This is a genomic window from Pseudacidovorax intermedius (genome assembly GCF_001476815.1).
GTDB classification, from domain to species: domain Bacteria; phylum Pseudomonadota; class Gammaproteobacteria; order Burkholderiales; family Burkholderiaceae_C; genus Xenophilus; species Xenophilus intermedius_A.
In genome coordinates this window covers 20,303-27,512 of sequence record NZ_LDSL01000037.1, presented here as the reverse complement: position 1 = coordinate 27,512, position 7,210 = coordinate 20,303, and the positions used below count along the sequence as shown (strand labels likewise).

At 72.7% G+C, this 7,210-nt stretch carries 4 protein-coding genes; all 4 read left to right on the top strand.

Going from position 1 to position 7,210, the window contains the following annotated elements; all coding sequences use genetic code 11:
• A partial coding sequence (locus tag NS331_RS05550; protein ID WP_153012754.1) for an AAA family ATPase occupies nucleotides 1-642 on the top strand: 642 nt, incomplete at its 5' end.
• 25 nt (nucleotides 643-667) lie between these two features.
• On the top strand, nucleotides 668-3,463 hold the full coding sequence (locus NS331_RS05545; RefSeq protein ID WP_058641014.1) for a type VI secretion system Vgr family protein: 2,796 nt from the start codon (nucleotides 668-670) through the stop codon (nucleotides 3,461-3,463).
• A 13-nt stretch (nucleotides 3,464-3,476) separates the two neighbouring features.
• Nucleotides 3,477-6,119 carry a DUF2169 family type VI secretion system accessory protein gene (locus NS331_RS05540; RefSeq protein WP_058641013.1) on the top strand — a complete coding sequence of 881 codons (2,643 nt, stop codon included), beginning with the start codon at nucleotides 3,477-3,479 and terminating at the stop codon, nucleotides 6,117-6,119.
• Nucleotides 6,116-7,165: a pentapeptide repeat-containing protein gene (locus tag NS331_RS05535; RefSeq protein WP_058641012.1), complete on the top strand. Its 1,050-nt coding sequence runs from the start codon at nucleotides 6,116-6,118 to the stop codon at nucleotides 7,163-7,165. The genes NS331_RS05540 and NS331_RS05535 overlap by 4 nt, the downstream gene beginning before the upstream one ends.
• The last annotated feature ends 45 nt before the right edge of the window (nucleotides 7,166-7,210 follow it).

The window sequence follows — 7,210 nt, the reverse complement described above, 5'->3', positions numbered from 1 at the left end:
GGCTACGTGGGCTACGGCGAAGGCGGCGTGCTGACCGAGGCCGTGCGCCGCAAGCCCTACAGCGTGGTGCTGCTGGACGAGGTGGAGAAGGCGCACAGCGACGTGCACGAGCTGTTCTTCCAGGTCTTCGACAAGGGCTTCATGGAGGATGGCGAAGGCCGCACCATCGACTTCAAGAACACGCTGATCCTGCTCACCACCAACGCCGGCACCGACCTGATCGCCAGCATGTGCCGCGACCCCGAGCTGATGCCCGACCCCGAGTCGATGGCCAAGGCGCTGCGCGAACCGCTGCTCAAGGTCTTCCCGCCCGCGCTGCTGGGCCGGCTGGTGACCATTCCCTACTACCCGCTGTCGGACGAGATGCTGGGCAGCATCGTGCGGCTGCAGCTGGGCCGCATCAAGAAGCGGGTCGAGGCCCGCTACAAGATCCCGTTCGAGGTGGGCGACGACGTCGTCAGGCTGGTCGTCAGCCGCTGCACCGAGAGCGAATCGGGCGGCCGGATGATCGACGCCATCCTCACCAACACCATGCTGCCGGACATCAGCCGCGAGTTCCTCACGCGGATGATGGAAGGCCGGCCGATCGCGGGCGTGAAGGTGGGCGTGGCGGACGGCGGCTTCAGCTACGGCTTCGCCTGAGCGCGGCGCGGGCACGGCAGTCACCATGAGCATCCAGGGCTACACCATCGAGTCCGAGTCGCCGGCGGCGGCGGACATGCTGTTCTGGTCGATCGTCGGGCATGAAGGCCTGTCGCGGCCCAGCGCCTACGAGCTCACGGTGCTCTCGCCGAGCGAGCAGATCGATCCGCTGGACGTGCTGGGCCATGCCTTCGACGTCGTCATCGAATTCACGGATCCGCACGACGGCGTGCACCGGCGCCATTGCCAGGGCCATGCGGTGCGCGTGGTGCGCGTCGGGCCGGCCGGGCGCTACTTCGCCTACCGCATCCAGCTGCGATCCTGGTTCTGGCTGCTGACCAAGCGCACCAACTGCCGCATCCACCAGGACAGGACGGCGCTGGAGGTGATGGATGCCACCTTCGACGACAGCGCCATCAAGCGCTTCAAGAAGGTCAACCCCGGCGGCGTCGCGGGGACGCATCCGTCGCGCGGCTACTGCGTGCAGTTCGAGGAGAGCGACCATGCCTTCGTCTCGCGCCTGCTGGAGGACGAGGGCATCTACTACTGGTTCGACGCCCACGACATGCCCGGCACGATGCTGCTGGCCGACGGGCCCGGCTCCGCGCACGACAAGCTGCCGGTGGTGAACGACCTGGGATTCGCCGCAGCCAACGGCGGCGAGCCGCGCTTCAACGACGTGATCCGCTGGTGCGACACCCGGTCGCTGGAGAGCGGCCGCTATGCCTCGCGCGACCGCAACTTCAAGCGCATCCGCACCACGCTGTCGTCCGAGGGCGATGCCTCGGCCGCGCACGAACTGGCCGACCTGGAGGTCTTCGAGTTTCCCGGCGGCTACTTCAACGTGGAGGCCGCGGGCCACAAGGGCGAGTCGCGCCTGGACGAGATGAGCGCCACGCGCCGGCACCACTGGGCACTGACGCACTGGCCCGACGTCGCCGTGGGGCGGACCTTCAGTTTCCATGGCGACCCGACGGGCGCGCGCGACGGCGACTACCTGGTCGCGGGCTGCAGCTTCGTCGCCGTCCACTCCGGCTACGAGGGCCTGGCGATGGCCCTCGCCGAGGGTTCGGCCGGCGGCCAGCTGCGCGCGCTGATGGCGGACGACGCCGTGAACGCCGGCAACCTCGACCTGGTGGCGCGGATCGTCGGCGAGGAGCCGCTGCTGCACACCGGCCGGCGCGGCACGGCCCTCTTCCTGGTGACGGCGCTGCCCGCGGAGATCAGCTTCAAGCCGCCGCGCCTGACGCCGCGCGTGCGCATGCCCGGCCCGCAGTCGGCCATCGTCGTCGGCCCCAAGGGCGAGGAGCAGCCGGAGAACGGCCAGGACCTGTACGTGGACGACACGGGCCGCGTGAAGGTGTTCTTCTACTGGAACCGCTACGAGCCGGACAGCGAGCAGTACAAGGGCCAGAAGTGGAGCTGCTGGCTGCGCGTGTCCCAACCGTGGGCGGGCAAGGGCTGGGGCGGCTACTTCGCGCCGCGCATCGGGCAGGAGGTGATCGTCGGCTTCATGGAAGGCAGCCCGGACCGGCCGTTCATCCTGGGCCGGGTCTACAACGACGACCAGCCCATCCCCTACGGCAGCCCGACGCAGAGCGGCTTCAAGACGCGCTCCACGCCCAACGGCGGGCCGTCCAACTACAACGAGATCATGTTCGAGGACAAGAAGGGGTCCGAGAACATCAACATCCATGCCGAGCGCAACATGAGCCGCTCGGTGGAGGCGGACGACGCCACCACGGTCGGCCACGACCAGTCGGTGACCGTGGTCAACGACCGCACGGTGACCACGCGGGGCAACGAGAAGCGCGAGGTCGTCAAGGACCAGCGCAACGTGGTGCACCAGCACCAGCACACCAACGTGACGTGGTGCCAGTACAACCACATCGGCCAGCACCAGCAGAACATCATCGGCGCCGACGGCCAGCTCAACGAGATCGCCGGCAAGGTCGAGACCTACATCGGCCAGACGATGGCGCTGGGCGTCACGGGCGCCATGACGCAGAAGTCGGCCAGCCTGGCGGTGGACACCGGCCCGGCCACCTTCACCCTGGGCAGCCTGGCGCTGCAGGCCAAAACCACGCTGCACATGACGGCGGGCGCCGAGGCCAAGCTCAATTTCGGCACCACCGAGATCACCAGCAACGGCAGCCGCAGCGACTGGGTGCAGGGCGAACACAAGTTCAAGGCCGACACCTTCAAGTACTTCGGCACCAACTTCAACCGCACGGTGGTCGAGGCCAACGACTGCATCATGGGCAACAACGCCAATGCCTACATCGGCATCGCGTCGGACACCAAGATCGCCATGGCCCGCAGCACTTTCGTGGGCATGAACATGGCGGCGGCGCTGGCGCTGGACATTGGCAACTTCGTGGGCGTGAAGATGGAGAACTGCGCCGCGATCAAGCTGGCGACGGCCGCGGGCATCAGCATCGAGATGAGCTCGGTCAAGAACTTCGTGCCGGGCGGCGGCGCGGGCGGCGGGGCCGACGCGCCCACGCCGCTGACCGGCTGGGCGGGCGACGTGGCGGCCTTCCTGATGGGCGCGTCCATGGGCGGCCCCGGCGTCATGGCGGCCTACGACGCCTACCAGGCGGTGGCGCAGTACGAGCAGGCCGCGGAGGAATGCCAGAAGGAAGGCATGACCGAGCTCGCGCGGCTGGCGCGCCGCCGCGCCGGCATGGTCAAGGGCGCGGCGGCAGGGGCGCTCGCGGGCGGCGCGGTCCTGGGGCCGCTCGGCGCGGTCGCCGGCGGCGTGGCGGGGGGCCTGGCCGGCGACCATTCGGGCATCGCGACGCCGCCCGCCAAGACCTAGCAGGGCGCCGCGCATGCTCACCGTCTACAAGCCCCTGCTGCTCGGCCTGGCCACGCGCCCCATCGGCTTCGGCGGGCGCTTCGGCCTGTGCGTGAGCGCCATGCTCAACGTCGCGCTGGACCCGGCCGGCGGGCCGCCCCTGCCGATGACCGACCTGTCGCTGTGGACCCTGCTGCCGCAGGAGATGCCCGACGGCCCGCTCGTCGACGAAGGCGTGGCCAAGCTGCAGCCCGAGTTCCTGGTGCACGGCCGCGCCTATGCGCCACGCGAGGCCGACGGACGGCGCGCCGGTGCCTGCGCCGTGCGTGCACAGCTGGGCCCGGTGGCCAAGACCCTGTTGGTGCATGGCCGCCGCGCCTGGTCCGCGGTGGACCGCAGCACGCCGCCGGAGGCCTGCGACGGTGTGCCCATCGACTGGGCGCATGCCTTCGGTGGCCCGGGCCATGCGGACAACCCGCTGGGCCTTGGCCTGGGCGCGGGCGGCGACGGCATCCACTGGCTGCCCCAGGTGGAGCATCCCGGCGACCGGGCGGTGCGCGGCGACCGGCCCATCGCGCCCGCGGGCCTCGGCCGACTGGATCCGATGTGGCCGGCGCGTGCGCGCTGGCGCGGCACCTACGACGCGGCCTGGCTGCAGCAGCATGCACCGGGCTTTCCGCCCGACATCGACTGGCGGCACTTCAACCTCGCGCCGCAGGACCAGTGGCTGCCGGCCCCGTTGCGCGGGGACGAGCCCTACCTGCTCGAGAACCTGCATCCCGAGCATGCCCTGCTGCAGGGCCGCCTGCCGGGGCTGCGGGCGCGCTGCTTCGCCCGCTACCGGCGCCCCGGCACCGGCGGTGCGCTGAAGGAGGTGCCGCTGCGGCTGGGCACCGTGTGGTTCCTGCCGCATGCCTTGCGCGCGGTGCTGATCTTCCACGGCCTGGCCGAGGTGGACAGCGACGATGCCTTCGAGGTCGACGGCCTCATGGGCGCCATCGAGCAGGTGGACAGCCCGCGCGAGGACGCGCACTACGCGCAGGCCTGGGACCGCCGGCAGGACCCGCGCCACGGCGGCCTGCATGCCTTGCGGGAGCGCGACCTGATGCCCGACGGCATCGCCGCCACCGATGCCGAGCTGGACCGCAGCCGCCAGTCGCTGGCCGTGGAGGGCCTGCAGGCGCAGGCCCAGCGCCGGCGCGCCCAATGGCTGGTGGAGGATGCCCGGCTCGAAGCCCGCGCCCAGGGCCTGGACCCGGACGCGCTGGGCATCTGCATGCCGCCGGCCGAGCCGGTGCCCGCCCCGCACGAACTGCCCGACTACCTGATCGCGCAGCAGGAGAAGAGCGAGCAGGCCGTGAAGGAGGCGCTGGAGCGCGCGGCCAGCCAGGTGATGGCCGCCGAGGACGAGGCCGCGGCCCAGGGCATCGACCTGGCCGCAGCGGCGCACCGCGGACCGCCCCGCTTCAGCGCCGTCGTGGCGCTGCAGGAATGGCTGCAGGCCCAGCCCGCCGGCCCGGCCACGGGGCAGGCCGCCGAACGCCAGGGCCTGCTGTTCGACAAGGTGGAGGCCGCCGAGCGCCAGCGTTACCTGGAGACGGCGCATGCGCAGCCGCCGGCCGGCGCCATGGCATCCGAGGCCGCCGCCCGCCTGCGGCAGGACATCGCCCGGGCCCTGGCGCGCGGCATGCCGCTGGCGGCCCTGGACCTCACCGGCGCGGACCTTCGGGGCATGGACCTGCGCGGCGCCGACTTCTCCCAGGCCTGGCTGGAGCGTGCCGACCTGCGCGGCGCCAACGCGAGCGGGGCCAACTTCTCGCATGCCGTGCTCGCCCATGCCGACCTGACCGGCCTGGTGGCCGTGGCGGCGCGCTTCACCGGGGCCAACCTCGGCCGGGCGGCGCTGACCGGCGCCGTGCTGGACCGCTGCGACCTGCGCGCGGCCATCCTCGCGCACACGGTGCTCGACCGGGTGCAACTGCGCGGCGCCCTGCTCGCCGGTGCGCGCTGGGAGGAAAGCCGCTGGCTGCAGGTGGATGCGGCCGAGGCCCAGGCCGAGGGCCAGGCCTTCATCGGCCTGGACCTGCGGCACACCGTGCTGGCGGGCGCCCGGCTGGCACGCGCGCAGTTCATCGGCTGCCGGCTGGCGGGCACCGACCTGCGCGGCGCGCAGCTGGCCTCGGCCACCTTCAGCGGCTGCGAGGCCGCGGGCCTGCGCCTCACCGGCGCCCACATGGCCCAGGCCGGCGTGATGGCCGACTGCGACTTCAGCGGCGCCTGGCTCGACGGCGTGCAGGCGCCCCAGGCCAACCTGGCCGGCGTGCGGCTGCGCGGCGCGCACCTGGCGCAGGCGCAGCTGGCTGGCGCCCATCTGCGGCTGGCGGACCTGCGCGAGGCGGCGCTGCCCGGCGCCGACCTGCGCGGCGCCCTGCTGGTGCGGGCCCGGCTCGACCGGGCCGACCTGCAGCGCGCCAACCTCATGAAGGCGGTGCTGCACAACGCGGCCCTGCGCGCCGCGGACCTGCGTGGCGCCAACCTGCACGCGGCCGACCTGTCGCGCGTGCGCCTGGACGGCGACACCCGCTTCGAGGGCGGGCTGCTCACCCGTGCGCGCACGTGGCCGCGGCTCGGCCCGCAGCAGCAGGCGGCCTTCGCCGCCGCGGAGGACGCCGCATGAAGCTGGAGACCCTGGGCTTCGCCGTGCACTTCGGCGAACCGATCGCCGGGCGCGACCTGCGCGGCGGCAGCTATGCCGGTGGCGCTCTGGCCGGCGCGGTGTTCCACGAGGTGGACTTCAGCGATGCCGACTTCCGCGGCGCCGACCTGCGCGAGGCAACCTTCGACCGCTGCCGCCTGTCGCGGGCCAACTTCCAGGGTGCGCGGCTGCGCGCCGCGACCTTCCACCAGTGCCTGGCCGACGACGTGCTGCTGGCCGGCGCCGTGCTGCACAAGGCGGCGCTGGTGGAATGCGACTTCGCGCAGGCGCGCGCAGCCGGCGCCTGCCTGGATCTCGCGCTGCTGCATCGCTGCGACTGGCGCGGCGGCGACCTGCGCCAGGCCGGGCTGGACGGCACCCAGTGGAGCGGCTGCCGGCTGGAGGGCGCCAGCATCCAGGACAGCCGCATGCGCCACGGCGGCTTTTCCGCCTGCGCCCTGGCGGGGCTGGACTGGGCCGGCGCCGCCTTCGAGCGCGTGGTCTTCCACGAGGTGGACCTCAGCCGCCGCCGCTTCGACGGCCAGGCCTTCGGCGGCAGCCAGTTCAGCGCATGCGTGCTGGCGGGCAGCAGCTTCGACGGTGCCGACCTGCGCCAGTGCAACTTCCAGGGCGCGCGCCTGGGCGGCGCCAGCTTCCGCCAGGTGCGCGCGGCGCGCGCGCTGTTCCCGGCGGCGCAGGGCGAGGGCTGCTGCTTCGCCGGCGCCGACCTGCGCCAGGCCGTGTTCGAGGCCGCGCAGCTGCCGGGGGCCGACTTCGCCCGCGCCTGCCTGGCGCAGGCCTACTTCGCCGATGCCGTGCTCACCGGCATGTCGGCCGTGGGTGCGGACCTGAGCGAAGCCGACTTCTCCCGCGCCCGGCTGCAGGGCGCCGACTGGCGCGATGCCCGCACCATGCGCACCCGGCTGCACCGGGTGGCCCAGAGCGACCGCGACCGCCTTGCCGGCCCCCACAGCCTGGGCGACGACGAGGCGCTGGCGGCGGCCGAAACCTGGCAGCCCATGCATTGACACGAAACACCCCCCACGCCGCTTCGCATGACGACGACCGCCGCC

Excerpts from the sequence above, each read along its gene's own strand:
- NS331_RS05535 (WP_058641012.1), top strand. The coding sequence starts at position 6,116 with ATGAAGCTGGAGACCCTGGGCTTCGCCGTGCACTTCGGCGAACCGATC.
- NS331_RS05545 (WP_058641014.1), top strand. The coding sequence starts at position 668 with ATGAGCATCCAGGGCTACACCATCGAGTCCGAGTCGCCGGCGGCGGCG.
- NS331_RS05540 (WP_058641013.1), top strand. The coding sequence starts at position 3,477 with ATGCTCACCGTCTACAAGCCCCTGCTGCTCGGCCTGGCCACGCGCCCC.